At 68.1% G+C, this 24,029-nt stretch carries 21 protein-coding genes; 16 read left to right on the top strand and 5 right to left on the bottom strand.

The features are described from left to right. Positions 1-62: 62 nt before the first annotated feature. Positions 63-3,263: an AAA domain-containing protein gene (locus LV75_RS13640; protein ID WP_253887249.1), complete on the bottom strand. Its 3,201-nt coding sequence runs from the start codon at positions 3,261-3,263 to the stop codon at positions 63-65. A 135-nt stretch (positions 3,264-3,398) separates the two neighbouring features. On the opposite strand from LV75_RS13640, the gene LV75_RS13635 reads away from it, so the two are divergent. The 5 genes from LV75_RS13635 (at position 3,399) to LV75_RS13615 (ending at position 11,607) form a co-directional block, all read left to right on the top strand. Next, positions 3,399-3,701, top strand: a complete 303-nt coding sequence (locus LV75_RS13635) for a hypothetical protein (protein WP_253887248.1) — start codon at positions 3,399-3,401, stop codon at positions 3,699-3,701. Positions 3,702-3,818: 117 nt separating this feature from the next. Beyond that, positions 3,819-4,586 (top strand): serine protease, encoded by a 768-nt coding sequence (locus LV75_RS13630; RefSeq protein WP_253887247.1) that lies wholly within the window; start codon positions 3,819-3,821, stop codon positions 4,584-4,586. Positions 4,587-5,019: 433 nt separating this feature from the next. Continuing rightward, positions 5,020-10,068 carry a PDDEXK-like endonuclease domain-containing protein gene (locus LV75_RS13625; RefSeq protein WP_253887246.1) on the top strand — a complete coding sequence of 1,683 codons (5,049 nt, stop codon included), beginning with the start codon at positions 5,020-5,022 and terminating at the stop codon, positions 10,066-10,068. A gap of 143 nt (positions 10,069-10,211) precedes the next feature. Continuing rightward, positions 10,212-11,108 (top strand): DUF5937 family protein, encoded by an 897-nt coding sequence (locus LV75_RS13620; RefSeq protein WP_253887245.1) that lies wholly within the window; start codon positions 10,212-10,214, stop codon positions 11,106-11,108. A 70-nt stretch (positions 11,109-11,178) separates the two neighbouring features. Continuing rightward, a complete protein-coding gene (locus LV75_RS13615; RefSeq protein ID WP_253887244.1) occupies positions 11,179-11,607 on the top strand; it encodes a pyridoxamine 5'-phosphate oxidase family protein in 429 nt (142 codons plus the stop codon). 30 nt (positions 11,608-11,637) lie between these two features. Here LV75_RS13615 and LV75_RS13610 read toward each other — a convergent pair whose 3' ends face one another. Together LV75_RS13610 and LV75_RS13605 are read right to left on the bottom strand one after the other, a co-directional pair. After that, positions 11,638-12,120 carry a DinB family protein gene (locus LV75_RS13610; protein WP_253887297.1) on the bottom strand — a complete coding sequence of 161 codons (483 nt, stop codon included), beginning with the start codon at positions 12,118-12,120 and terminating at the stop codon, positions 11,638-11,640. Positions 12,121-12,399: 279 nt separating this feature from the next. Continuing rightward, positions 12,400-13,272: a carbohydrate-binding protein gene (locus LV75_RS13605; protein WP_253887243.1), complete on the bottom strand. Its 873-nt coding sequence runs from the start codon at positions 13,270-13,272 to the stop codon at positions 12,400-12,402. A gap of 396 nt (positions 13,273-13,668) precedes the next feature. Between LV75_RS13605 and LV75_RS13600 the strand changes: the two genes are divergently transcribed. Further along, a complete protein-coding gene (locus LV75_RS13600) occupies positions 13,669-14,067 on the top strand; it encodes a hypothetical protein (protein WP_253887242.1) in 399 nt (132 codons plus the stop codon). Positions 14,068-14,092: 25 nt separating this feature from the next. Here LV75_RS13600 and LV75_RS13595 read toward each other — a convergent pair whose 3' ends face one another. Beyond that, on the bottom strand, positions 14,093-14,257 hold the full coding sequence (locus tag LV75_RS13595) for a hypothetical protein (RefSeq protein WP_253887241.1): 165 nt from the start codon (positions 14,255-14,257) through the stop codon (positions 14,093-14,095). Between the two features lie 63 nt (positions 14,258-14,320). On the opposite strand from LV75_RS13595, the gene LV75_RS13590 reads away from it, so the two are divergent. The 9 genes from LV75_RS13590 (at position 14,321) to cas6e (ending at position 22,405) form a co-directional block, all read left to right on the top strand. Continuing rightward, complete coding sequence (locus LV75_RS13590) at positions 14,321-14,506, top strand: hypothetical protein (RefSeq protein WP_253887240.1); 186 nt, start codon at positions 14,321-14,323, stop codon at positions 14,504-14,506. Positions 14,507-14,519: 13 nt separating this feature from the next. Next, on the top strand, positions 14,520-14,777 hold the full coding sequence (locus LV75_RS13585) for a hypothetical protein (RefSeq protein WP_253887239.1): 258 nt from the start codon (positions 14,520-14,522) through the stop codon (positions 14,775-14,777). Between the two features lie 114 nt (positions 14,778-14,891). After that, on the top strand, positions 14,892-17,324 hold the full coding sequence (gene cas3, locus LV75_RS13580; protein WP_253887238.1) for a CRISPR-associated helicase Cas3': 2,433 nt from the start codon (positions 14,892-14,894) through the stop codon (positions 17,322-17,324). Further along, positions 17,321-17,677 carry a hypothetical protein gene (locus LV75_RS13575; protein WP_253887237.1) on the top strand — a complete coding sequence of 119 codons (357 nt, stop codon included), beginning with the start codon at positions 17,321-17,323 and terminating at the stop codon, positions 17,675-17,677. The genes cas3 and LV75_RS13575 overlap by 4 nt, the downstream gene beginning before the upstream one ends. Next, complete coding sequence (gene casA, locus LV75_RS13570; protein ID WP_253887236.1) at positions 17,674-19,314, top strand: type I-E CRISPR-associated protein Cse1/CasA; 1,641 nt, start codon at positions 17,674-17,676, stop codon at positions 19,312-19,314. The genes LV75_RS13575 and casA overlap by 4 nt, the downstream gene beginning before the upstream one ends. Next, positions 19,307-19,915 carry a type I-E CRISPR-associated protein Cse2/CasB gene (gene casB / locus LV75_RS13565; protein WP_253887235.1) on the top strand — a complete coding sequence of 203 codons (609 nt, stop codon included), beginning with the start codon at positions 19,307-19,309 and terminating at the stop codon, positions 19,913-19,915. Before casA ends, casB begins: the two co-directional genes overlap by 8 nt. Further along, complete coding sequence (gene cas7e / locus LV75_RS13560) at positions 19,912-21,075, top strand: type I-E CRISPR-associated protein Cas7/Cse4/CasC (RefSeq protein WP_253887234.1); 1,164 nt, start codon at positions 19,912-19,914, stop codon at positions 21,073-21,075. The genes casB and cas7e overlap by 4 nt, the downstream gene beginning before the upstream one ends. Next, positions 21,072-21,749, top strand: a complete 678-nt coding sequence (cas5e, locus tag LV75_RS13555) for a type I-E CRISPR-associated protein Cas5/CasD (protein ID WP_253887233.1) — start codon at positions 21,072-21,074, stop codon at positions 21,747-21,749. Before cas7e ends, cas5e begins: the two co-directional genes overlap by 4 nt. Then, positions 21,740-22,405: a type I-E CRISPR-associated protein Cas6/Cse3/CasE gene (gene cas6e / locus LV75_RS13550; RefSeq protein WP_253887232.1), complete on the top strand. Its 666-nt coding sequence runs from the start codon at positions 21,740-21,742 to the stop codon at positions 22,403-22,405. Before cas5e ends, cas6e begins: the two co-directional genes overlap by 10 nt. A gap of 147 nt (positions 22,406-22,552) precedes the next feature. Here the strand turns inward: cas6e and LV75_RS13545 are convergent, their stop codons facing one another. Then, positions 22,553-23,023 carry a VOC family protein gene (locus LV75_RS13545; RefSeq protein WP_253887231.1) on the bottom strand — a complete coding sequence of 157 codons (471 nt, stop codon included), beginning with the start codon at positions 23,021-23,023 and terminating at the stop codon, positions 22,553-22,555. A 111-nt stretch (positions 23,024-23,134) separates the two neighbouring features. On the opposite strand from LV75_RS13545, the gene LV75_RS13540 reads away from it, so the two are divergent. Beyond that, positions 23,135-24,022, top strand: a complete 888-nt coding sequence (locus tag LV75_RS13540) for a LysR family transcriptional regulator (RefSeq protein ID WP_253887230.1) — start codon at positions 23,135-23,137, stop codon at positions 24,020-24,022. The last annotated feature ends 7 nt before the right edge of the window (positions 24,023-24,029 follow it).

The raw sequence follows: 24,029 nt of genomic DNA, 5'->3' as shown, positions 1-24,029 counted from the left end.
GCGCAAGCGGGGCTGCTCCGAGCGTGTGAGGCGGGCGATGCCCTGAGTGCGGCCTAGCCTGCTCAGCCGTTCCTGGGGATGTCTTGCTGGGTCTTGCACGGGTGGCAGCGCCAGAAGTAGGGCGTTCCCTTGCGCTTGTTGGCCGAGCGCCAGAGTTCGAAGGCGCGGTGGCAGGTGGGGCATGGGGGTGGGTTGCCGTGTAGTTGGGCGTTCATGTCGGTGAGGATGCGTTGAGCGAAGGCAGCACCCTGGCAGGTGATCATCATTTCCCGGCTTTTGTGCTGGGACAACGGGTTGTGGCTGCCGAGTAGGACGACGCGGTCGTCGATGACCACGATCTTGCGGTGTTCCAGTTCGGCTCGGATGACCTTGGCGCCGGTCAGGTACAGCTTCTCGACCCAGTTCTTGTTCGCCGCGTCCCGCATCAGGTTGCGGTCGCGCTCGGTGCGGATGAACACCCGGACGTCCACGCCGCGCTGGACGGCGTCGGTGATCCTGGGCAGGAAATGCGCGCTCTTCTTGCCCACCCAGGGCGACCACATCCACACGGAGTGCCGCGCGGCCGCGAGGTGTCCAGGCAGCGCCTCGTCGAAGGAGAACTCGTCGTGGATGTCGGTGACGTCGACGAGGCCGCGCAAGACTTTGTCGAGTTCAGCCTCCACACTGGACGCGTGGTTGACCTGGTTCTGTTCCGCCATGCCCAGCAGCACACTGGCCCGGCAGTACTGGACCTTCCCCGCCTTGCCCAGCGCCCGGAGCGCGGCCAGCGGCGTCCCTTGACGCGCCTTGGCGAGTGCGGCGTTCAGGTCGACGATGATGTAGAGCCGTTTGCGGGCTCGGGTGATCCCCACACCGAACAGCCGCACGCCGTTTCGGGCGAACCCCTCCCGATCCCAGTTCGCCGCGCTGATCCACCCCTCGCCGTCCTCGACCAAGTCGAACACCACTGTCTCGAACTCGCGGCCTTGGACGGTGTGCGCGGTGCCCACGGCGACGTCGAGGTCGCGCCCGCCGTCGCGCAGGACGGCTTGGGTGGCTTCGACCTGTTGTTTGAAGGTGGTGACCACCCCCACCTCGCCTTCCGCGGCGTGGTGCTGGACCAGCGCGCGGGAGAGCAGGGCACCGACGGGCCACCACCCGGCGACGGGGCCGGACCGGCGGATCGTGGTGAGCTCCGGGAGGCCACGCACGTCCACCAGCACGATCTCGGTGTCGTCGGGCGGCGTGCCGGTGACCTCGGTGACGCCGTCCGCGAGGACGCGGTACACGACGTCGTTGGCCAGCTCCCGCAGGTTGGGCCCGAATCGGAACTGGTGGTGGAGCGCCGCACATCCCGGCGTGGTGCGCAGGTCCTCCGGTGAGCGGATGCCGCAGTGGGTGAACCCGTCGGGGATCATCCACCTCTGCACGCTGGGTTTGTCCACGTTCTCGGCTTCGGCCGTGACCGGCCCCAGCTGGAGGAAGTCGCCGAGGAGGGTGGCCGTGGTCGTGGCCATCGACACCGCGAGGAGCACCTCACCGACGACGGCGGCCCCGGCCTCGTCGACCAGGACGACGTCGAACCGCTGGCGGGCCACCGCCGGGTGCGCCCTCGACCGGGCCAGCGTGGTGGCGACGACGCTGGCCTCGGCGAGCACCTCCCCCTCGGCGTCCCGGCGCAGCTTCGCGGCCCGCTTGTCAAGATCGCGGAGAGTGACCTCTAGATCGGATCGCGTCCGGCGCTCGGTGTCGCGGCTGGCGCGCAGCTCTTCGCGTTCGAGGTGACGGCTGGGAAGGTCGGTGCGCTTGGCCAGGTCGACCAGATCGTGATCGCCCTTGGTGGCAATTCCTTGCTGCTCGATCCGCGCGCACTGTCCCTCGATCTCCCGCACCAGCCGATGCGCCCCATCCAGCACACGGTTGGCGGCGGCCAGTTTCTGTTTCACGACAGCACAGTCGTGGTCGAGCCTGCCGAGGAGATCTTCGGTAACCGGACGCGCTTCGGCTTGGGACAAACGAATCCGTGGTTCTAGCCGACCGCGCTCCTCAACGACGTGGCGCAGCGCATAGTCCAGTCTTGCTTCCGCTTCCGCCAAACGCTTCTGGATCCCTCTGCGCTTCCACCAGCCAAGTGAGCCGAACTCCACCTGGAACCGTAGTTGTGCGACTTCGTCCCGTATGGACTCCAGCGCTAGGTTGTACCTCGCCAACTGGGACGCCATCTCCAGGGCTTGCCGAAGGCTGACCGCTTTTGTTTCGACATCAGCCCTGCGCTGCGCCGCGGTCGCGAATTCGCTCTGCGCCTTGCCCTGCGCCTCACTCGCCAGTCGCACCTCGTTTCGCGCCGCTTCGAGATCGACTCGTCGAGCTCGCAGGGCGGTGGTGTTCGCGATCCGTTGTTCCGCTGACAGGTACTGGGCGTGGTCGTAGTCGGTCAGCGCGCTATCCAAGTCGTGCAGGCGCGTGTCGTGCGTATCCAGTTCGGCCAAGCGGCCGTGGATCGCCGTCCGTTGCGCGTCGAGCTCGGCGGTGGCCCGCGCCGCGAGCCGGTCGAGCAGGACGTCGTCGTTGGCGGCGAGGTCGCTCAGGTGGGGCGTGCCGACCCGGACGACCTGTCCTGGCGCGGGCTCCAGGTGCTTGATCACCTCGTTGAGCGCGTTGTCGACGGCGATGTTGGCGGTCGAGACGAGCAGCACCCGCTTGCCCGCGCGCACGAGGTCTTCGATCGAGCGGGCCAGGACCCGCGTTTTGCCGGTGCCGGGCGGACCCCACACGGCGTGCAGCCCTGGCGTGGTGCAGGCCCGGTAGGCGTGACGCTGCGTGGGCAGGAACCCGGGCGGGTAGTTGTCAGACCGCGAGGGGATGGGGTCGAGGGTGCGCGCGGCGAGCTTGTCGGCGAGGGGAGCGTCATCCAACGCCTTGATGCCGTCGCTCAGCTTGCGGAGCAGGTGCTGCGGGGTGAGGCGGGTGGTCCAGAGGTGTCGGCAGCTCTTCGGTGGCTCGCCGGTCACCTTCAGTCGCAGATGACCGTCGGTGATCTGGGCCCGTTCGACCGAGATGGGCACGCCGTGTTCGGGGCCTTTCTCGTCCGATAAGCAGAGCCGGTCGAAGCTGTCGGCGGTCAGGGGGCGTCCTTGGTGGGCGCGCAGGTCGTAGGCGAACCACCCGGGCTCGGGCAGTGGGGTCACCTTCCCCAGCCTGCGCCACGTGCTCTGGTTGCCGTTCCTGGTGAGCTTGAGCAGCTCATCCACCGCGTCCACGAGGTCACTTCGCCACTCGGACATCGTTCCCCCGCCCAGTCGCCCCCGGTGGTCATCCCATCGGGCGACCACCACCCAGGGAGAGATGTTACGCACAGCACGCAACTGGTTACCGGCTCTGGTGGTCCGCGCCCCTTCCTGGTCCGGTAGAAAGGCGGCATGACCGTCATCTACGCCGTGCGGGTCGAGTTCAGCGATCCCGATGTCCGCGACTCCTACCTGAAGTGGATCACCGGTGGCCACGCGGCGGCCGTGGTCGCGGCGGGTGCGGAGTCGGCTGAGGTGTTGTCGCTGGCGGACGGCGCGTTGGAGATGCGGTACGCCTTCGCTGACCGCGCCGCGCTGGCCGCCTATGAGTCGGGTCCGGCGATCGCGCTGCGGGCCGAGGCCGAAGAGCACTTCCCGGCCGGGTCGTTCACCGCGACTCGCAGCACCGGAGAGATCGTCGCCAAGATCGGCTGACTAAGCGGGCGCAGGCGGTGTTTAGGCGGGGCCACCCGATGAGCGGGTGAATCCCCTTGGTCTCCCTGGTGGTTCCCCGCGACTGTGGGGTCACCAACCGTACCGGGGAGCGCCACCATGAGACGTCTGCTGTCTTGTACCGTCGCCGTCCTACTCGCCGCGACGCTCGGGCCGATCGCCGCGGCCGAGGACCGGATCGTGGGCGGGGAGCGCATCGACATCAACGAGGCGCCGTGGACGTTGAGCCTTCGCGAGAACGGCAACCACATCTGCGGCGCCGCGCTGATCGCCCACGACATCGCCCTCACCGCCGCGCACTGCGTCGTCGGCAATAACGACCTGAGCGTGCGGGCGGGCAGCACCAACCGCACCGAGGGCGGGGTCAAGCGGGACGTGCGCAAGGTCGTCCGCGCCCCCAAGTACGACGAGGACGAACACGACCACGACATCGCCGTGCTCTACCTCGACCGCGACATCTCCTACAGCTCGAACATCCGCCCGATCACCGTCGCCGAGCGGGAGGTCCCCGCGGGTACCCGCGCCCTGGTGACGGGCTGGGGCGTGCTCACCGAGGGCGGCTCGTCACCGGAGAACCTGCGCGGGGTCGTCATCCCCACCGTCTCCCTCCGAACCTGCCGCGACTCCTACGGCCAGGACGCCGTGACGATCCGCATGCTGTGCGCCGGACTCCCCCAAGGCGGCAAGGACTCCTGCCAGGGCGACTCCGGCGGCCCACTGACCGACAAGCCCTTCGGCAGGGACCCAGAACTGGTGGGCTTGGTCTCCTGGGGCCGAGGCTGCGCCCGCCCGGGCTACTACGGCGTCTACACCAACGTCGCCCAACCCGCGCTGCGCCGGTGGATCCAGGAAGAGACCGGGAAGTAAACCTCCCCGGGCGAGCGGGAGACAACCATCCCCAGAGCTCTGCCGAACACTGGTATACACCCGCAGCCACCTGTAGAAGGCACTATTAGCGAGGGCGGCGCACCGTGCGGGCACCATCGCAGGCGCATAGCGCCGCCCCGGGGCAGAACCACGGTCGCAGAACGGTTTGCGCAAGCGCCACCTGATCCACCACGCGGTCGGCGAGTAGCTCCGCGCCACCGCTGACCAGCACCACGTTCCCAGTCATCCAGCGAACCGGCGCATCCCAACCGGCCTTCGCCCAACTCCGCCTGCTCCGCCACCAAGATCTGATCGCTGGAGTTGTATCACTCGTCTGGCGGTCGGCGATGACCAAGTGTCGCGACGTGGTCATGGTGGGTGAGGAGGCATTTCGGTGACTGTGGGTGGTTCAGGCGGAACGCAGGATGCGCTGGTGGGGAGAGCGGCTCGGCTCTTCGAGTTCCTCGCCCGCAGCCAGCAGTTGAAGACGTGGTCGCCGCGGACCGTCGACAGCTACGACACCGCGCTGTGGCTGGGTGAGCTGCCCGACCATCCCGCGGTCGCGGTTGCCCAGCAACCCAGGTCCGAGCTGTTCTCGGTGAGCCGAGTGCCCCACCTGCCCACGCCGCAACCTCCCGACGCCTTGACGCGCTGGCTGGATGGGCCGCTCGACGAAGCGAGTTCAGCGCCTCGGCTGCGGGAGACAGTCGAAGAGGACGATGTCACGAAGTCGCGCTCTGACTTTCCTGAGGTTGACGCGCTGTACACGTCTTGGATGGCACGGTGGTCGCCCTGGGCCGAGACGGAACTGTCGCAACTGCCCGCGCGCACCGTGTACAACCAGGTCTTCTCCACCTATGTGGCGGCCACTGACCACGCGGACCTGCTCGAACTGGTCGTCGGGATCGGGTGTCTGTCGTGGACGACGTCGGCGGGGGCCGTCAAGCGCCACCTGATCACGGTGCCCGCGACCGTCTACTTCAACGACGACACCGGTCGGCTCAGCGTCCACCAGGCTGACGGGTTCGACGGAGCGACCGTCGAGCTCGACATGCTTGAGCCGCACCTGATCGCCGACGCGCAGCGGGTCAACCAGGTCAAAGCCGAGCTCCGGCAGGCCGACGGAGTCCTGACCGATCGCGAGGTCACCGGGAGCCTGGTCCGCAGGCTGACACACGCGATCGACGGGGACGGGGAGTACCTGGACGACGGGCTCCCGCGACACCCCGCCCAGCACGCCGCGGTGACCTTCGCCCCCGCGGTGCTCCTGCGCAAGCGGTCGAGGCAGGGCTTGGTGGACATCCTCGACACGATCTCCCAGCAGATCACCGAGTCGGGCACGGTGCCCGACGGGCTCCTCCCGCTGGTCGATCCCGCCCACCGGCCGCACACCACCTCGTCCTCGGGGCCCGGTGCGCTCGTGGAGGTGGACGGCGACTCGTTCTTGCCGCTGCCCGTCAACGACGTGCAGCGGCGCATCATCCAGCAAGTCGACACCAAGGCGCAGACCCTGGTGCAGGGGCCTCCGGGAACCGGCAAGACGCACACCGCCGCCGCCCTGCTGTCCCACCTGCTCGCGCAAGGCAAGCGGGTGCTGGTGACCGCGCAGACGGATCGGGCGCTCAAGGAGGTACGGGCCAAGCTCCCCAAGTCGATCGCCGCTCTCGCGGTGTCGGTGGTCGGGTCGTCGCGCTCCGACCTGTCCGACCTCAAGGTGGCGGTTGAACGGATCAGCCACACGGCCGCGGAGCACGACGCCGACGCCGCACGACGGAGTATCGACGCCCACCTGGCCGCGATCGACGAGCTGCGGCGCCACCGCGCTTCGCTGCACCGTCGGTTGATCGATGCGCGAACGGCGGAGGTGGTGACGCACGAGATCCGCGGCTACCAGGGGACACTGGCGGGGATCGCCCAGCAGACCGCGGTCGAGCACGAGCGGTTCACCTGGCTCACCGACCTGGTGGAGATCACCGGAGGGGACCAGCCGCCGGTCAGCCAGGTCGAGGTCGCCCAGTGGCACCGCCTCGTCCTCGACGACCAGCTCACCTCGGACGAGGCCGAGTCCCGCCTGCGGCTACTGGCGCCGCAGCGGATCCCGGACCCTGGCGACTTCGCGGGCCTGGTCACCACCGAACAGGCAGCCGCCGAGGTCGAGGCGCGGTTCGCCGACCTGGCCGGGCACCCGGCGTTCGGGGTCATCCGCAGCTTGGACCAGCGGACCCGAGCGCTGGTGCGGCAGCGGCTCAACGACCTCGCAGACACGGCGGACGAGCTGTCCCGCAGGCGCGAGGACTGGATCGAGGACGCGCTGTCAGACGTGCGGACCGGGCGCGCGGCCATCTGGCACTCCCGCGCGACCCAGATCCAGCGGATCATCACCGAGGCCACCCCGCTGGTCGACCGGCTCGGTCCGACCACCACCGTCACGCTAGAGGGCGCGGCGGGTGGTCAGGTCGCGTTGGCCAGGGCGCTGCGCGAGCACGTCGCGAGCGGGGGCAAGCTCAAGACCAACCCGGACGGGTCCCCGAAAGCGGGCGCGTTCGCGGCGAAGGTGGTGAAGCAGGCGCAGCCGCTGTTCGACTCCGCGCGGGTCAACGGCACGCCGCCCACGTCCGTGGAGCAACTGGACGCGTTCCTGACCTGGGCCGAGGCCACGAGGTCGCTGGACGCCCTCGACAAGGCGTGGCCGGAGTCGGTGCACGTCCCAGCGGAGGACACCCTCCGCGAACGACTGGACTGGCACCGCATCGAACTCACCCAGTTGCACCGCGTCCTGCGGCTCGGCAGCGCCTTGGAGGTCGAGGAACGCGAACTCGGCAAACTGGGGTTGCCCCGCCCCGAGTGGCGAGACCTCGACGCCGTGCGGGAGTACGCCCGGCTGGTCGACGCGGCGCGGGCGTTCGACGACCGCGCCGCGGCCGCGGAGCCGCTCGCCCGCGCGGCGGCGATCGTGAACGAGGTCAGCCAGTGGGCCGACGCCGCGCCCTGCCTCGGTCAGCTGCACCGAGCTGTCCTGGAGCGCGATCGGGAGGCCTACTCGGCGGGCCACCAACGACTTCACCGCCTGGTCGAGGTCGAGGCCATGGCGACCCGTCGCGATGGCCTCGCCTCCACGCTGCGCGCTCGCGTTCCCGCCTTGATCAGCGAGGTCCTGCGCGATCCGGGGAACCCCGGGTGGGCGGCGCGCCTCGCGGACTGGCACCCGGCCTGGGCATGGGCACTCACCCGCGCCTGGGTGGTCGAGCAATCCCGCGAGGACATCAACGCCCTGCAGGACGAGGTCACGGCAGCCGAGGCGAAGATCCGCGACCGTGTCGAGCGCTTGGCCGCCGAACGGGCGTGGGACCACGCGGTCGCCCCGGCCCGGCTCTCCGGTCAGGCGAGGGCGAACCTGCAGCAGTACGCCCAGTTGGTGAAGAGCCTCGGCAAGGGGACCGGTCGCTACGCCTCCCAGCGCAGGACCGAGATCCGCGCGGCGATGGACCGGTGCAGGCCCGCGGTACCGGTGTGGATCATGCCGGTGTACCGGATCGCGGAGCAGCTGCGGGTGGAGCCCGACATGTTCGACGTGGTCATCGTCGACGAGGCGTCCCAGGCGGGTGTCGAGGCCACGTTCCTGCAGTACCTCGCCCCGAAGATCGTGGTGATCGGGGACGACCGGCAGGTCTCGCCTACCGCGGTGGGCACCGACCAGCAGCGGGTGCGCAAGCTGGCCGACCAGTACCTGTGGGACGACCCGTACAAGGCTTCCTGGCAGGACCCGAAGCGCAGCCTGTTCGACGAGGCGAAGATGCGCTTCGAGGGTCTGCTCACTCTCACCGAACACCGGCGGTGCGTGCCGGAGATCATCGGCTTCTCCAACCGCATCGCCTACGAACCCGACGGTATCCGCCTGATCCCGGTACGGCAGTACGGCGCCGATCGGCTCGAGCCGATCAAACCGGTGTTCCTCGCTGAGGGCTACGAGCGCGGCTCCGACAACAACAAGGTCAACCTGGTCGAGGCCGAGGCGATCATCGACCAGATCGAGAAGTGCGTCGCCGACCCACGCTACGACGGCCTCACCTTCGGTGTGGTGTCCCTGCTGGGACGCGCGCAGGCGAACGCGATCGAGAAGCGGTTGCTGACCCGCATCCCGCCCGAGGAGTGGGCGGCCCGGGAGTTGCGGTGCGGCGACTCGGCGGACTTCCAGGGCTCCGAGCGCGACGTGATGTTCCTGTCGATGGTGAAGTCGCCAGAACCGGGAAAGCGGATCGGTGCGCTCACGGCCGACCTCTACGTGCAGCGTTACAACGTGGCCGCGTCTCGCGCGAAGGACCAGATGTGGGTCTTCCACTCGGTACGCCTGTCCGACCTCAGCAACCCGGAGGACATGCGGTTCCAGTTGCTGGACTACTGCTACGGGGTGGCCGGGCGCCCGAGCGGTGACGGTGGCACCACCTCCAACCTGGTGCCCGAGAACGACCGGGTTGAGCCCTTCGACTCGTTGTTCGAGCAGCGCGTGCACAACAGGCTGGTCAACCACGGGTACACCGTGATCCCGCAGTACCCGAGCCAGAGGTACCGCATCGACCTGGTCGTCGTGGGTGCCAAGGCCCGTCTGGCCATCGAGTGCGACGGGGACGCCTGGCACGGTCCCGACGCCTACGAGCGCGACCTCGCTCGGCAGCGTGACCTGGAGCGGTGTGGGTGGCACTTCTTCCGCATCCCCGAATCCGAGTTCTACATCAACCAGCCAGCGGTACTGGACAGGTTGTGGAGCGCTCTGCACGCGCTGGACATCCACACCTCGGGCTGGTTGCGATCCGAACCTGAGGTGCCGGTCGAGCGCGTGGTCGTCGCCGAGGTCCCCGTTGAGCACGAACCCGTGGTCCACGAGGTGGAGGAGAACGACGCGGAGGAGAACGACACAGTGCTCCCTGTCGAGACAGCGGTCGTTATCGAGGAGGTTGCCGAGATCCCTCCCGTGGAGTCAACGGGTGTGGTCGCGTACGAGGAGTACCGGGGCACCGCCGTGCCAGTCGCCGGCGCCACACGCGCGGAACTGCTGGCAGGCCTCGAGGGCATCGTCGCCGCCGAAGGGCCCGTCCTCGGCCAACGACTGCACGCGGCGTACGTCAAGGCGTCGGGCGGCAACCGAGCGGGCAAGCTCATCGCGGGCGAGCTGAACAAAGCCATCACGGCAGCGGTTCGCGAAGGCAGGCTGATCGAGGAAGACCCCTTGGGCGAAGCCGGGGTCAAGCCGCGCACGTACCGGCTGTCGGGCCAGCCGCCGTTCCGGCTGCGACAACTCGGTCCGCGTTCGTTCGAGGAGGTGCCACCCGCAGAGCTTGCTGGTCTCTTGGATCACGCAGCGGCGAACGAGCCCGCAGCCGGAGAGCAGGCGCTCTACCGGGCAGTCCTGCAGCTCCTCGGCCTCAAACGTCTTACCGACAACGTCAAGTCACGACTATCAGCGGCGAACGCCCTGCGCGGCTAGCCCCAGCGGGTAGGCCGCAGTGGCGGCCTACCCGCGTGACAGAACTTGTCTCTCCAGCGTGGCAGGCGGCCTACGTCACGCTTGGCGACGCCTGCTGATCCTTTTCGGTGGCGACGGCGGTGGTGGAGAGGAGGGTGGTGGCGGTGAGGGTTCCCCAGAGCAGAGTTCCTCTGGCGTTCCTCGCGTGCCGACTTCCTGGTCCCCGCCCACCCCGGCCGACCCTGGCCGAGGAGTTGGACGAGGTGCACCGGATCGCCGACGAGACCTACGTGACCGCGGCGCTCATCACCACGTGCGGCAGCAACAGGGTCCACTTCGGCACGCCGTCACCGTTGGTCGACGCGACGGCACGTGAGCGGGCACTGGACCTCGCCCAAGCGCGTGGCGCCCGTCAAGAGGCGTTCGCCGAACGGCTGCTCACTGACCCGACCGCTGTGCGGGCGCGGGTGCGGCACACCCTCGAACAGTGCGCCGAGGCCTTCTTCGATGCCGCGTGGACGGGCGTCGTCGGGCAGCTCACCAGCAACCTGCGCCTGAAGAACGACCTGCTGAAGCGCCACGGCATCGGGCAGGCACTGGCATCGGTCTCCGGTTCCGTGACCCTGACGCCGGACGGGACCTGCATCGTCGTGGACAAGCTGCGGGACAACGCGACGGCCGCCCGCGGCACCGGGGTCACCTTTCTCCCCAGCGTGTTCGGTCGTCCGCACCTGGTGGTGGTCCACGCGCCGGGGTGGCAGCCGGTGGTGCAGTACCCCGAGGCGAGCCAAGGAGAGCCGGTGGTCACGCTACGGCTGGAGGCGCTCTCGCACCCGGTGCGGCTGCGGCTGTTGCGCGCCCTGGCGCGCGGCCCGCACACCACCGGTGAGCTCGCGCACGCCTGGGAGCTCTCACCGCCGGAGGTGTCCCGCCACCTTGCCGTCCTGCGTCGCGCGGGCCTGCTCTCGACCCAGCGGCACGGTCGGTACGTCAGCTACTCCGTCGACCTGCCCGCCCTGACGGCGCTGGGGACCGACCTGCTGGCGGCCGTGCTCCGCTGAGTCGATCCCACAGGAAGTCCAACATCGTGTTGACTGGGTCGCGACCTGAGAAGCCACCGGAAGGGCTGTGATGAGCACCGACGCCAGTTCGCTGACCAGCGCGGACCTGGAGTTCCTTCGCCGTCCGCTGCACGGGCTGCTGTCCGTGGCGGCGGGGCCGGTCCCGGCGCAGCCCCGGCCGGTCTGGTTCGAGGCGACCGATGAGGGGACGGTGCAGTTGTTCACCGGGCCGGGCACGGTCAAGGTGCGGCGGTTGCGACGGGATCCTCGGGCCTCGCTCGTCGTGGTGGCGCCGGTGGATGAGCGTGAGCGCTGGGTGTCGATCGCGGGGACCGTCACCGTTGAGCTCGACGGGGCGCACGACTTGGCGTCCCGGCTGGCCGCCCGGTACTGGGACCTCGACGACCCGACCCGTGCCACGGACCTCAAGGCGCTCTTGGCCGAGGACCAGGTCCGCTTGGTGATACACCCGGAAACCGTGCAGCGGTTCGCGTACTGACCTCGAGTATTGCGGGTCGACGGCGGCATCTCACGGGTGATCGATTTGCTCGCGGAGGATGTCGCCGTGGCCCGCGTGCCGGGCGAACTCCTCGATCATGGCGAGTAGGGTCCACCGCAGGCTGACCGTTCCCTCTCCGGGGAAGTCCTTCGTGTCGTCGAGTTCGTAGCGGGCGGCGATCTCACGCGACCGCGTGCTCGCGCGTTCGAACTCGGCGATCACATCGGCCAGGGACTCGTCGTCCGTGACATTGAACGTGCCTTCGTCGCGGTTGGAGTAACCGTCGCATTCGGACTCGTCCAGCTCTGCCCAGAAACGTTGGAACCAGATTCGTTCGGCGGCCGCGGCGTGCTTGAGCAGCGAGATGGGGGTCGTCAGCGAGGCGACCAGCCTGCGGCGGGCATCGACCTCGGAGAGCCCGCGTACGGTCTCGATCAGGGCTTCACGGTTGCGATCGAGCATGTTCTCGATGACCGCGCGTTCGGTTCCGTTGGTGATTCTCGTGGTGGCGATGGCGTTCACTCCGTTCCTCTGCACGGCCGAGGAACCCTAGCGGTCCCGCGTCCGATCGGTGGTTGGCGATATGCCGTGATTCGACGCGGGGAAGGCAGACACGATGTGGGCTGAAGTCGACCGGGCTGGGCGCTTCGCAGCGTGGATGCGCGAGCAGAGCTGGGCACCGGTCAGATCCGGTGGCGCCGAGGTCTTCATGCTACCGCACGGTGACCCACCACGCAGCGGCGGTGAGTGGAGGCCTGGCGGCGGGGCCGACCGCCGCCAGGTACGTCCTCATTAGACGGTGACGCGCCAACCGGAGTTCGGCGTGGTCACCTGGAACTTCAACGTCGGGCAGTCGTAGTCGGCGGGTCGAGGGGTTGCCGTCGGGCGCAGCGGGGAGTTCGCGGCCGTGGCGGGGGTCCACTGGCCGTTGATGCGGAGTTGGACGGACGTGGACTCGAAGACGGCACCCCGGGCGTCACCGCAGTAGTAGGCGCTGCCGGTCGAGTTGTTGTGGGTCGCGTAGATCTCGAAGATGTCCCAGCCCTCGTTGAGGGTGCTCTTGTCGGAGCCGCTCTGGGTGAACAGCGCATCCCAGGCCCGAGTGGTGTTGTTGTAGAGCGACGCGGTCCAGGAGTTGGTGGACGCGTTGGTGCGCAAGACCTGGATCGTGTAGGCCGGGCGTCCGTTCACGGTTGTCGTGTACTTGCCGAGGAACGCGGTGTCGATGGGGACGACCTTGGCCGGTGAGACCGATTTGCACCAGTCCCAGGCCCACAACTGCGGGGCCTGACCGAGGCCGTACGCGGTGACGACCTCGATGCACGAGTGGCTGGTCGGCTTCATCGTCGGCGCGTACACGACGTCCGAGCGGTTGCTCAGGCGGAGAGCAGGGACGACGCTGTGGGTGGCGACCATGCCGTCGGCGCCGGTGGAGAGCTGGGGCTCGGGGCCCCAGAAGGTGTGCTTCTGCGCGGCGGCGGCATTCGCGGCGCGGGCCGTACGGAGCTGGCGGAACTTGTCCGCCGCGGGGCCAGCGGCGGTCGCCGCGGCGGCACCGGTCAGCCCGGGGACCTCGGCGGCGGCCGGAGCGGTGGGGGACGCGGCGGCCGCCGGGCAGACGGCGACCGCGAGTGCCGCGGCGCACAATAATGGGAATAGGCGCATCTGGGAATTCCTTCAGTCGCAGGGAAGGGAGCGCGGGACACGCCCTTCGATGCTAGATCGGGAATTCCCGAACGGGCAGGCACATTGCTGGCCATAAATGCGTTGCCCCTGTTCAGCCGGGGAATAGCATTTCCTGCTCAGCACCTGCTATGCCGGACATAGCGGGACAATTCGATTCGGCAACATAGTCATACGCGCCAGCCACCACCCGGACCAGTGCCCGTTGTCGAGGTGATGGGGCGGTTACCGTGTCGGGATCACGCCACCGGGAGGCAACGTCCGGCCGTGCTGGGCGTCCACAGGGGGATGACCCCGCTCCCGGGGCGCGGAGCGGGATCGGTGATCATTGCGTGACGGGTGGGCGCGGGGTCGCGTCCAAGGCGAAGGGGTAGCGAGATGGCAGTGGCCGACCTGACGGTGAGCGCGGCGAACGACGGGCCGTGGGTGGCTGGGGGAACCGGGACCTACACGCTGTCGGTCAGCGCGGACCCGACCCACGAGCAGTCCGACAAGCTCGTCACCCTCACCCACCACCTGCCCATGGGCCTCACCCCCACCGCCGCCGAGGGCGACGGCTGGAGCTGCGCGATCTCCGGGCACAAGGTCAGCTGCCTGTCCAGCCGAACCGTGGCCCCCGGCGAGTCCTACCCGCCTGTCACCGTCACCGTGCTGGTCGGCAGGCACGTCACGGGCAGCACCGAGTCCGTCACCGCGTTGTCGGTCGCGGGCACCGAGGCGAACATCACCAACAACACCACCACCTCGACCGCCCACATCGACCCGGTCGCCCACTGACACGACTGCGTTCCATTGGGCCGCTTCAGGGGCGCCATATCCTGGCGAGCAGCACCGAGCAGTAAACGGCGGCGCAGCAGGTGGCCAAATAGGCCGCTGCGGTCACGGCGATAATGGCGGGCGACTGGATATCCGGGCCGAGGAACTGCTTCCCGTCGAGGAAGAGAACACTGACGCTGTCCAGGATCACGACAAATCCCATGCAGGCAAGCCCCGAGCCGCATGGCTGCTGGTCGAAGGCTCGACCGTCCTCATGAACCACCTGCTCGGCGAAGAGGCACTGCGGTACGACAACCGTGTCTACGGCGACGCCTATGTGCTCCCCAACGCAAAGATCGTCATGCATCCGTACTCGCGATACGGGACGGCACTTGAACCGGCGGCTTTGAGTTCGTACGGCTTGGCCGCGATGGCGGACATCCTCGGATTGGAAGGCTGACCCACTCGACCGGGTGCCTCAGCTGCGCCACCAGGGGCGAGCTCCAGTCCTCGGTGGGAGCATCGGCACGGCGGACCTGTGCTGGCGCGTCCCGATCGAGAGGGCATCATCCGGCGGCATCCCCGACATCCCCGACATCCCCGACATGCCCGAAACGCGGCCGCTGTACGGAGAAGCCTCCCGCGAGGAGATCGACCGCGGCAGCCCGGCGTGGGACTCCGAGTTCCTCCGGCTCCGGTGGGCCGCGGCCGAGGCGATCACCCAGTCCTGATCCGCAGACCACCTGCGGCCCGCGCGTTCTAGCGCACACGCCCGACTTGGCCCACCCGAACCGTTGGGTGTACGGTCTCCTGCGGCGTCAAGGTCACCCAGCGACTGCCCGCTGATGAATCCCCTGCGCGCCAATGCCCACTTCGGGCGCGAACGGATCAGCGACGCACCTCGGACCAGGAGCGATGTGACGAGTTCTGCAGACTCCCGGCAAGCAGGAGTGGTGTGGGCGCCGTGGGGCAAGGCGGTCGGGGACCGGGTTCATCCGCTGATATGCCACTGCCTGGACACCGCGGCCATGGCCAAGCGGGTGTTGCCGCTGTTCCTGGGACCGCGCCTGCTCGCAGAGGTGCGGGCAGCATTCGCACCGCTGGGGGATGCTGACGAGTGGATCGCAGTGCTGGCGGGGTTGCACGACATCGGCAAGCACACGCCGATGTTCCAACTGCTACGCGAGACAGTGGCGCACGAGAGGTTCAAGCTGTGGCTACCTCCGGAGTTCGGGCACCTGCAGGTGCGCGGAGCGCGCAACGGTCGGATCGATACCCCGCATGGCCTGCTGACCGCCTTACACATCAACGAAGCCTTACGCGAGTGGGGTGCCGATCCATCTGTGGCGGTGCGGATCGCGTGCGTGCTGGGAGGACACCACGGGTATGTGCCCGCGGCCGGGATGCTGCGTCAGGTTCGCCGCGAAATCACTGGCCATGGCGGGAAGTTGTGGCAGGAGTGGCGGACGGAGCTTGTCGCCGCCGTGGTAGCAGCGCGCGGACTTCCCGACCCGACGAGTGTGAACTGGGCTGGGGTCACGTTATCCCCGTTGGCGGGGACGGCCTTGGCGGCGCTCACGACGTTGAGCGACTGGATTGCCTCAGACACCAACAACTTCGCCTACGCCACTACCAACAACCTCACTGCCTACCAACAACACGTTGAGCACGCGGCCGACGCCGCGGTTGCGCGGCTGCGCTGGACCCCATGGAAGCCGCCACGGGGCTTCGTCGACTTGTTCGGGAAGGATCCTCGTCCATTGCAGGTCACGGTCGGAGACCTTCTGCGTGGGCGCACGGAACCAGCGTTGGTGGTCATCGAGGCGCCTCCCGGCGACGGAAAGTCCAAAGCGGCGTTGTACGCGTCGGCGTTGTTCATCACTGCGTTGGGGTTGTCCGGGGTGTACATCGGCAACCCGACGCGGGCGATCAGCAACCAACTCTACCTCGAAGTCGCGGAACTGCTGAAGGGTCAGGCGCAGGTCAGCCTGGTCCACGCTGACTCGCGAGACTTCCTCGATGAACAGCGCGTCTCGCCCGAAGCGGTGTGCCAGGACGGCGCTGAGGGAGGCGATGTCGCCGCGGCGGAGTGGTTCACCCGGAAGAAGGCGTTGTTGGCGCCGGTAGGGGTGGGCACGGTCGATCAAGCATTGAAGACGGTGATCCGGTCTGGGCATGTCTTCGTGCGACTGGCGTCGTTGAGCGGGAAGGTCGTAGTGATCGACGAGGTCCATGGCTACTCGACCTACATGTCCACGCTGCTGGAGCGGGTCCTGGAGTGGTTGGGAGCCATGGGAGTACCGGTCATCCTGTTGTCTGCGACCCTGCCGTCGGGCAAGAAGGATGCCCTCGTGCGGGCATGGCGATCCGGGGCCGGTGGCAACGACAAGGTGGATGTGCAGCTAGAGGAGGGGTATCCGCGCGTCACAGTCGCCGACACCACCACGACAAAGGTTGTTCCTACAGAGGCAGCGGAAGTGAACCAGAGTCGGACCTTCCGACTGAAACACCTGGCCGACGACGAGGTGGCCGACTGGGTCGTCACCGAAGCACTGTTGGGGCGGGCGGTCGCGGTAGTGCACAACCTCACGAGACGCGTGTCGGTCACTCACGACGCAGTGGTTGAGCGGCTGAGAGAGGTGCCAGAGGCGCAACGACCCGAGATCGTGGTGTTGACGGGCACACTCGCGCACAAGCCTCGCCGAGACCGCGAAGAACAACTGCGGCAACTACTCGGCCCCGAGGGCCAACGTCCCGTCAACGGGATGATCGTCTTGGGCACTCAGGTGCTGGAACTGGGACTGGACCTGGACTTCGACGCTCTGTGCACGGATCTGGCTCCGGTAGACGCGATGATCCAGCGCGCGGGCCGCGTACAACGTCACCGGAACACGGCGGGCACTGAGCTGACCCTGGCGTTCACCGGTGTCACCGACTCTCCCACCGGTCCCCGCTTCCCGCCGCACCTGCACACCGTCTACCCGCGACTGATCATGCTCCGCACGTGGGCACAGCTGCGACACCTCGAGCCGATCACGCTCCCCTCGGACATCCCAGAGCTCGTGGACTCCGTGTACGGCGACGATATGACCCCTCCGGACGGATGGGAGGCGGAGTGGGCGCGTGCGGAGGACCAACTGGAGCTGGCCCGAGCCCGTTCCCGGCACGCCGCGAGCCTGACCTATGTGCCTGCTCCAGCGCGCCTGACCGATCCGCACCAGCTCACCCACCTCAACCAGAACCCGAGCGCTACTAGGGAAACCACCCGCCGACGATGACATCGCTCGAAGCACCCCAGTCCACCCCGCTCACGATCCCGACAGTCCTGCTGACCCGCACCGGGGACACCACAGCAACCCTCTTCGGTGGCCTGACAGTGGACCTGACGAAATCAGGCCCGACGACCCCCGCCGATGAGGAAGCACTGCGCGGCTCATCGCTGGTGCTCACCACCGGCGACGATCTCCCGCACGCGGCACTCGCCCAACTGCGAGACAGTGCGATACCCGTGCTGTTCGCCAGCTCACCGTGGTTGCGCGAGCATCGGACAGTGGTCTTGCTCGACGGTGTCGCCACCTTAGGCTCCCATACCCTGCGCTACGACGATGTCTTAGGCGTGGTGATCACATGAGCTCGTCCAATCAGCCGAAAGGCCCTGGCCAGCCGTCGTTCAGCGTCTGGGCCGCCCCTTGGGTGACAGTCGTCGACCTGGCTGGCACGTCGAGGACAGTCGGGCTGAGGGAGCTTGTACTGACCGCGCACCAACTGCGTCGCATCACCGGGGAATCGCCTACCGTCACCGCTGCCCTGCACAGGCTGGTTCTGGCTCTCCTGCATCGCGTCTACGGTCCACCCACCCGGCACGACTGGGCTGAGTTATGGCAAGCGGGCGAGTTCCCGTTGCCGCCGCTGGATGACTACGGCACCCGGTTCGCCGAGGCATTCGACTTGTTCGACAGCGATCGGCCCTTCTTGCAAAGCGCGGCGCTGTCGACCTTGCCGCCCCCGCGAGTCCCGTCGGCGGCGAAGCTGGTGCCGTACCGGTCGGTGGGCAACAACGTCACGCTGTTCGACCACACCACGTCGAAAGACTCCGTGGAGCTGTCCGCCGCCGAGGCCGCTCGGTGGCTGGTGGCCCTGCACAGCTACGACCCGGGTGGGATGAAGACCCCGTTCATTAAGGACAAGTCGTCCGAACGAGCCCACTGCAACAACTTTGGCATGGTGCTCGTCGAGGGGACCACCCTGTTCGAGACCTTGCTGCTCAACCTGCTCACCTACGACCGAGTCGAGATGCCCGTCGGGTCCAGCCCGGAAGACGCACCCGTCTGGGAGAGCCCGACGAGTCCCCCCGGCACCCCTGAGGCTGGTCGCGCTCCACGGGGGTGGACCGACCTGCTGACGTGGCCTTCGCGCCGGGTGTGGTTGCGTCCAGCACACCGGGACGGCACCGCAGTGGTCACCCAGGCTGTGATCACGCCGGGCGTTCGGCTGAAGGTCAACCTCCCGGTAGAAGAGAAACTGGCCTGTTTCCGCATACCCCGTGACGCCAAGGGCAAGCTCAACCGGTCCGCGGGCATGCTCCCGGTCCGGTTGAGCCAGCGGCGGGGCGTGTGGCGGCACAGCATCGAACTGCTCGTGGTGGACACCCGCGAAGAGGGCCGCAGCCGTCAGCGACCAGCCGCGCTCGACCAAGTGGACGAGCTCACGGAGGCAGGCATCCTGCCCGAGGACACCGTCTACACGCTTCGGGTCTTCGGGCAACGGCTCGACAGCAAGGCCTCCGTCGTGGAGGCGTGGTCGGAAGAGAGCGTGCCTGCCCCGGTCGCGCTGCTGCGAGCCCGCGACGATCGACTAGGTGCTTTGCTCGGGTCCGCGATCGCGCTGGCTGACAACGCGGGTTCCGCACTGCGCGCCCTGCAATCACGGTTCCGAGCCGGTATGCGCGCTGAAGCCGAGACCGACCTCGACGCCGGGTACTGGCCCGCGCTGACCCGCCCGTTCGGGGAACTACTCACCGACCTCGGCAACGCCCGAGTGGCGGGCACCGCGGAGGCCGTGCCCCTGCACGAGTGGGGCATCGTGGTCATCCGCCTCGCGCGCGACGCGGCGGATCGGTGGACTCGGGGTTCTCTGATCGAGGGCCGCGCATTGCTCGAACTGGGCAAGCACAGGGGTGACCTCGACAAGCGCCTCGCTGGCCACCGCACCGACTACCTGAGCGAGATTACCCGCTACACCTCCCCCACAGAGGAGACCAATGCCTGAACCCGTTGCCAAGCGCAAGGAGCCGGAGACCCCAGAAGGCCGGTTCATCGGCATCCTGTTCGGGCTGCACCACGGGTTGAACTCGTCGAACCGCCATGAGGTCGCCCGCGCCCGCAGGAACCTGGCCGCGCTGCGCCACAGCCTCGTCGAGGATCGGCGCGCCTTGGCCTACCCGGTCGTGTTCGCCAAGGACATGCCCTCCTCCCCCACCGAAGAGAAGGTGTGGCTCCTGGTAGGAGGTCTGTTCGCGCTCAACCCGAACGCCACCATCGGCGATCGGCACCCGAGGACCTTGGGTGCTTCGATGGGCGCCCTTGCCCGCCAGGGCAACCCCGGCGCGGTAGAGCGCCGGTTCACCCAACTACTGGGCCGCGACCAGCACAGCCTGCCGCATTCCCTGCGCCAAGTGCTGCGGCAGCTCGGCGACCACGGCGTGGCCGTGCACTACGGGCAGCTGCTGACGGACCTGCGAATCCTGCTGGGCCCCAACCCGCGCGGGGACGCGGCTGGGCGGGTGCGCCTGTCCTGGGCCCGTGACTACCACCGCCCACTGCCACACCTCGATGCCACCAACACCGACGAGCCGGAGACGACCGCGTGATCCTCGAACTGCACCTGCTCCAGTCCTTCCCCGCGAGCAACCTGAACCGCGATGACCTGGGGCAACCAAAGACCGTCACCATGGGCGGTCACACCAGGGCTCGCATCTCCAGCCAGTGCCTCAAGCGCGCCGCGCGTGGCCTGTTCCAGGACTACGGGATCGGGCGCAGCGAGACCGGGGTGCGGACCAAGCGCCTTCTAGGGTCCACAGTGGATGTTCTCGCCGCCGAGGGCCGTGATGCGGCGCAAGCGCGTACCGCGGTCATCACGGGCTTGGGTCAGCTCGGCTTCGGGGTCGATGTCAACCGGGACCTGACCGAGTACCTGCTGTTCGTCAACCACGACGCGCCAGAACACCTGGCGCGGTACTGCGACACCAACTGGGACAGCCTCCTCCAGTCCGCGGCGACCGAAGCCGCGGAGGAAGGCAAGAAGGCCGGTTCGAGCAAGGTGGCCGCCAAGAGCAAGTCCGCCAAGTCCAAACTGGACAAAGCGGGTAAGGATCAGGTTAGGGAGCTGCTGGACGCGCGGCGATCGGTGGACATCGCGCTCTTCGGGCGCATGATCGCCGACAACAAGGACCTCAACGTCAACGCGGCCTCCCAGGTGGCGCACGCGTTCTCCACCCACGTCGTAGTACCGGAGTTCGACTTCTACACCGCCGTTGACGACTTCAAGCCGGACGACGAGTCCGGCGCGGACATGATCGGTACCGTCGACTTCAACTCCGCCTGCTACTACCGCTACGCCAATCTCGATGTCGACCGCCTCACCAAGAATCTCGGCGGTGACCGGGAACTGGCGCAGCGCGGGGCCGCGGCGTGGGTCCACTCTTTCATCAACGCCGTCCCCAACGGCAAGCAAAGCTCCATGGCGGCCCGGACCATGCCCGAGACGCTTCTCGGCGTCACCCGGACCAGCGGCGCGTGGAACCTGGCGAACGCCTTCTTCACCCCGGTCACCGACCACGACGTGATGGCAGCCTCCACCGAGCGCCTGCTCAAGCATTACGCCCACCTCGCGAACTTCTACGGCCCCGACCAGATTCGCGCCGCTGGGGCGGCGTCGGTCGCCGGGGTACTGCCCGACACCAAAGGGATCACGCCTGCGGCGACCGTGGGAGACCTGGTCGCGACGATGCTCGACCCGGTGTTCGCGTGAACGACGTGCTCGCGTTGTGCCTCGACGCCCCTATGCAGTCCTGGGGGACTCGGTCGCACGGGGTGGATCGCGACACCGCCCTCGAACCGAGCAAGTCTGGCGTGGTCGGACTACTGGCCGCAGCACTGGGCATCGAACGTGAGGATGACAACGCCATCGCCGAACTGGCCGCGCTGCGACTCGGGGTGCGGGTCGACCGGGAAGGCGTGGTGGAACGTGACTACCACGTCACCCAGAACGTGCCCACAACAGACGGCACAGGACACCGGACAGTGGTCAGCGAGCGGTTCTACCTGGCGAATGCCCTGTTCCTCGTTGCGCTAGAGGGGCCACGCGAACAGTTGACCCGCGTCGCCGCGGCCGTGCGCGATCCGCGCTATCCGGTCTACTTCGGACGCAAGGCGTTCGTTCCCGCCCGTCCGCTGCTCCACAAGGACGCTACGTCGTTGCCGGGTACGGTCGAGCAAGTCCTCGCTGAACACGCCCAGCTGGTCGCCACCCGGGCGAACGAGCCGACCCGGGTGCGGATCGTGGTCGACTGCTCCCCCAGCGACCCCCGCGCCGAACTTCGCCACGACCACCCGGTGAGCTTCACCCAGGGCCACCGCCGCCACCGCACCCGCACCGTGCTCGTCGACCACATCACCCTCCCCGGAGCAACCCCGTGTACCTGAGCCGACTCCTGCTCAACCCCAACTCCCCTACCGTCAAGCGCGGTATCCGCAACATCCACGACATGCACCGCACCCTCATGGCCGCCTACCCCCACGACCCCAACCCCGACCCCGCGTACCGCCAGGCCCACGGCGTCCTGTGGCGCATCGACTCCACCCGTACCACTGTGACCCAGTTGGTGCAGAGCGCGACCCACCCCGATTGGGAGAAGTTGCCAGCTGGGCATGTCATGCGTGCACCGGAAACCCAATCACTGCAACCCGTTCTCGCCGCTCTCACACTTGGCCGCCAGTTCGCCTTTCGCCTGCTGGCAAACCCCACCCACTTCAGCCGAACCACCCATGACGGCGTCCCCCGGCGCCTGGCCCACGTGACCACCGAAGCACAGACGGCGTGGCTCACCCGCAAAGCCTCCAACCACGGCTTCTCCATCGCCACCACAGCGAATGGCCTGCCGGACTTGGCCATCACGCCCGTTCCCCGGATTACCGGCACCAAGGGGGGCAACCAGATCACGGTGGACGCGGTCCGCTATGAAGGCCACTTGGTCGTCAACGATCCGGCCGCGCTCGCCGACGCGCTCACGACGGGTATCGGCCGCGCGAAGTCTTATGGGTGCGGACTTCTGAGCCTCGCCGCGCCCCGAACTCGGTGAGGATGCGTCAGGTAGAGGTGAGAAGCCCCGCTTGAGCGAGGACGTCGAAGGTTGAGCACACTCCCGACGGAACAGCCCCGCAATCGCGGCGAAGGCGGAACGCTACCACGACACCGTCTAAGCGCCCTTGGGCGTTAGCCGGGAGGGTCATGTGGTCTGCTCGGCCAGGGCGACGAGGATGCCTGCGGGGCCGCGCAGGTAGCAGAGGCGGTAGCTGTTCTCGTACTGCACCAGCTCGCCGAGGAGTTCGGCTCCGTGTGGTCGCAGGCGGTCGAGGATGTCGTCGATGTTGTTGACGGCGAACATGACGCGGTGGGCACCCAGGGTGTTCGACGGGGCGTGCGGGTCACTGTCCCGGCTCGGGGGTGTGTGGTACTTGGTGAGTTCGAGCCGTCCGTGGCCGTCCGGGGTGCGCATCATGGCGATGTCCGATCGGACTCCTTCCAGGCCGACGAGGCGGTCGACCGCGCTGCCTTCGACGGTGGCCTCGCCTTCAAGCTCAAGGCCGAGTTCGGCGAAGAACGCCTTGGCGGCCGGGAGGTCGTCGACGACGATGGCGACGTTGTCCAGGCGCTGGATCGTCCCGCATCCAAGGCCTGGCTGGGCGGTGTCGTTCAAGGTGGTCTCCTCCGGTTCGGTGGCGCCTGTGCGTGCTGAGGAGAGCCTCCCGCCTGCCGACCCATTCGTCCAATGACAGTAGTTGGGCCAACCCATGCGTACTCTCTATACATGCTGGATATCCTGCGGTTACGGGTCCTCGCGGCGGTCGCCGAACACGGTTCGGTCACCAAGGCCGCCAAGCACCTGAACTACTCCCAGCCCGCTGTGAGCCACCATTTGGCCAGGTTGGAGGCCGAGACCGGGGCGAGGCTCGTCCAGCGGGTCGGCCGGGGCATCCGGCTCACCCCGGAGGGCGAGCACCTGGCCCGCCGCGCCGTCGAGATCATCGGTCGGGTCGACACCGCCGCCGCTGAGCTCTCCGCGATGGTGGGGCTGCGGACCGGTCGCGTCCGGGTCGCGGGGTTCCAGTCGGCGCTGGCCGCGCTGGTGCCGCACGCCGCGGGCACCCTGCGCCGCGAGCACCCCGGCATCGAACTGCACCTGGTGGAGGCCCATCCGCGCGTGGCACTCGACCTGCTTCGGGCCGGGCAGGTCGACGTCGCGGTCGGGTTCGGTTACGGAGACAGCACACCGGGCGACATCCGCGCCGCGCACCTGTTCGACGACCCGATGTATTTGCTCAGCCTCGAACCTGACCAGACACTCGTGGGCAATCGTCACTCCGCCTGGATCGCGGGTTGCGAGAACTGCCGCCGGGAGTTCCTCGTGGCCTGCGACAACGCGGGCTTCGTCCCGCCCATCGCGTTCACCAGCGACGACATCATCGTCCAGCAGGCACTGGTCGCCGCTGGAATGGGCGTGACCACCATGCCGGGCCTGGCCTTGCGCACCCACCGCGCGCCCGGGATCGAGGCCAGCGTCCTGCGCGACTTCCGACGGCACGTCTACCTGGCCACCTACGGCGACCCGCCGGACCCACCCGCTACCAATGCCTTCGTCGACGCGCTGCATCACGCCGTCCAGCAGACTCGACCAGGCGAGCCTCCGAACGCATAGCTGGTGT

Origin of the sequence: Actinokineospora diospyrosa (assembly GCF_024171925.1) — a bacterium.
In the GTDB taxonomy this organism is placed as follows: Bacteria; Actinomycetota; Actinomycetes; order Mycobacteriales; family Pseudonocardiaceae; genus Actinokineospora; species Actinokineospora diospyrosa.
The sequence above is the reverse complement of the archived record's forward strand: the minus strand, read 5'-3'. Positions and strand labels throughout refer to the sequence as shown.

What these genes read in the sequence shown, in the direction of transcription:
- LV75_RS13630 (WP_253887247.1), top strand. Translation starts at nt 3,819, where the DNA reads ATGAGACGTCTGCTGTCTTGTACCGTCGCCGTCCTACTCGCCGCGACG.
- LV75_RS13605 (WP_253887243.1), bottom strand. Translation starts at nt 13,272, where the DNA reads ATGCGCCTATTCCCATTATTGTGCGCCGCGGCACTCGCGGTCGCCGTC.
- casB (WP_253887235.1), top strand. Translation starts at nt 19,307, where the DNA reads ATGCCTGAACCCGTTGCCAAGCGCAAGGAGCCGGAGACCCCAGAAGGC.
- casA (WP_253887236.1), top strand. Translation starts at nt 17,674, where the DNA reads ATGAGCTCGTCCAATCAGCCGAAAGGCCCTGGCCAGCCGTCGTTCAGC.
- LV75_RS13540 (WP_253887230.1), top strand. Translation starts at nt 23,135, where the DNA reads ATGCTGGATATCCTGCGGTTACGGGTCCTCGCGGCGGTCGCCGAACAC.
- LV75_RS13575 (WP_253887237.1), top strand. Translation starts at nt 17,321, where the DNA reads ATGACATCGCTCGAAGCACCCCAGTCCACCCCGCTCACGATCCCGACA.
- cas3 (WP_253887238.1), top strand. Translation starts at nt 14,892, where the DNA reads ATGAATCCCCTGCGCGCCAATGCCCACTTCGGGCGCGAACGGATCAGC.
- LV75_RS13600 (WP_253887242.1), top strand. Translation starts at nt 13,669, where the DNA reads ATGGCAGTGGCCGACCTGACGGTGAGCGCGGCGAACGACGGGCCGTGG.
- LV75_RS13615 (WP_253887244.1), top strand. Translation starts at nt 11,179, where the DNA reads ATGAGCACCGACGCCAGTTCGCTGACCAGCGCGGACCTGGAGTTCCTT.
- LV75_RS13640 (WP_253887249.1), bottom strand. Translation starts at nt 3,263, where the DNA reads ATGTCCGAGTGGCGAAGTGACCTCGTGGACGCGGTGGATGAGCTGCTC.
- LV75_RS13635 (WP_253887248.1), top strand. Translation starts at nt 3,399, where the DNA reads ATGACCGTCATCTACGCCGTGCGGGTCGAGTTCAGCGATCCCGATGTC.
- LV75_RS13590 (WP_253887240.1), top strand. Translation starts at nt 14,321, where the DNA reads ATGAACCACCTGCTCGGCGAAGAGGCACTGCGGTACGACAACCGTGTC.